Raw genomic sequence first — 463 nt, forward strand, 5'->3', positions numbered from 1 at the left:
CCGTTCGCGTGATCGCGGTTTCCCTCCCCCCTCTGCGGGGGAGGGTGGGCCTCGCGTCAGCGAGGGTCGGGAGAGGGGAGCGCGTTGTCCAGAGAGGTCGTTCCCCTCTCCCGACCCGCTTCGCGGGCCACCCTCCCCCGCTGAGGGGGCGGGGAACACCGCGTTCGTCGACGGAACGGCCGTGCTGCGCCGTGCCGGCGTTGCCCTTCAGGCCGGACTCGTGGTGCGCCCCACCCCGCAGAGGGCGGAGGGAACAGCTCGTTCGTCGACCGAACCGGCCTACTTCGCCTTGTCGGCGATGGCCTTCAGGCCCGACTCGTAGATGCCGGAGATCGCGTCGGTAGAGACGGTGTCCGGGGCGCCCTTGGCGTTGAAGGTCCCGGTCCAGCTCAGCTTCGAGCCGGTGCCGTCCGGCGCCACCGAGAGCGTCGACTTGTAGTCGGAGACCGGCAGCGGGCCGGAC

The 463-nt window shown here is 71.5% G+C and carries 1 protein-coding gene; it reads right to left on the reverse strand.

Annotated features, from left to right (window positions below; all coding sequences use genetic code 11):
- Window positions 1-279: 279 nt before the first annotated feature.
- Window positions 280-463 (reverse strand): SRPBCC family protein (locus MKK64_RS26790; protein WP_243938745.1); only part of this gene is annotated, 184 nt, incomplete at its 5' end.

The organism is Methylobacterium sp. E-025 (assembly GCF_022829705.1).
GTDB lineage: Bacteria > Pseudomonadota > Alphaproteobacteria > Rhizobiales > Beijerinckiaceae > Methylobacterium.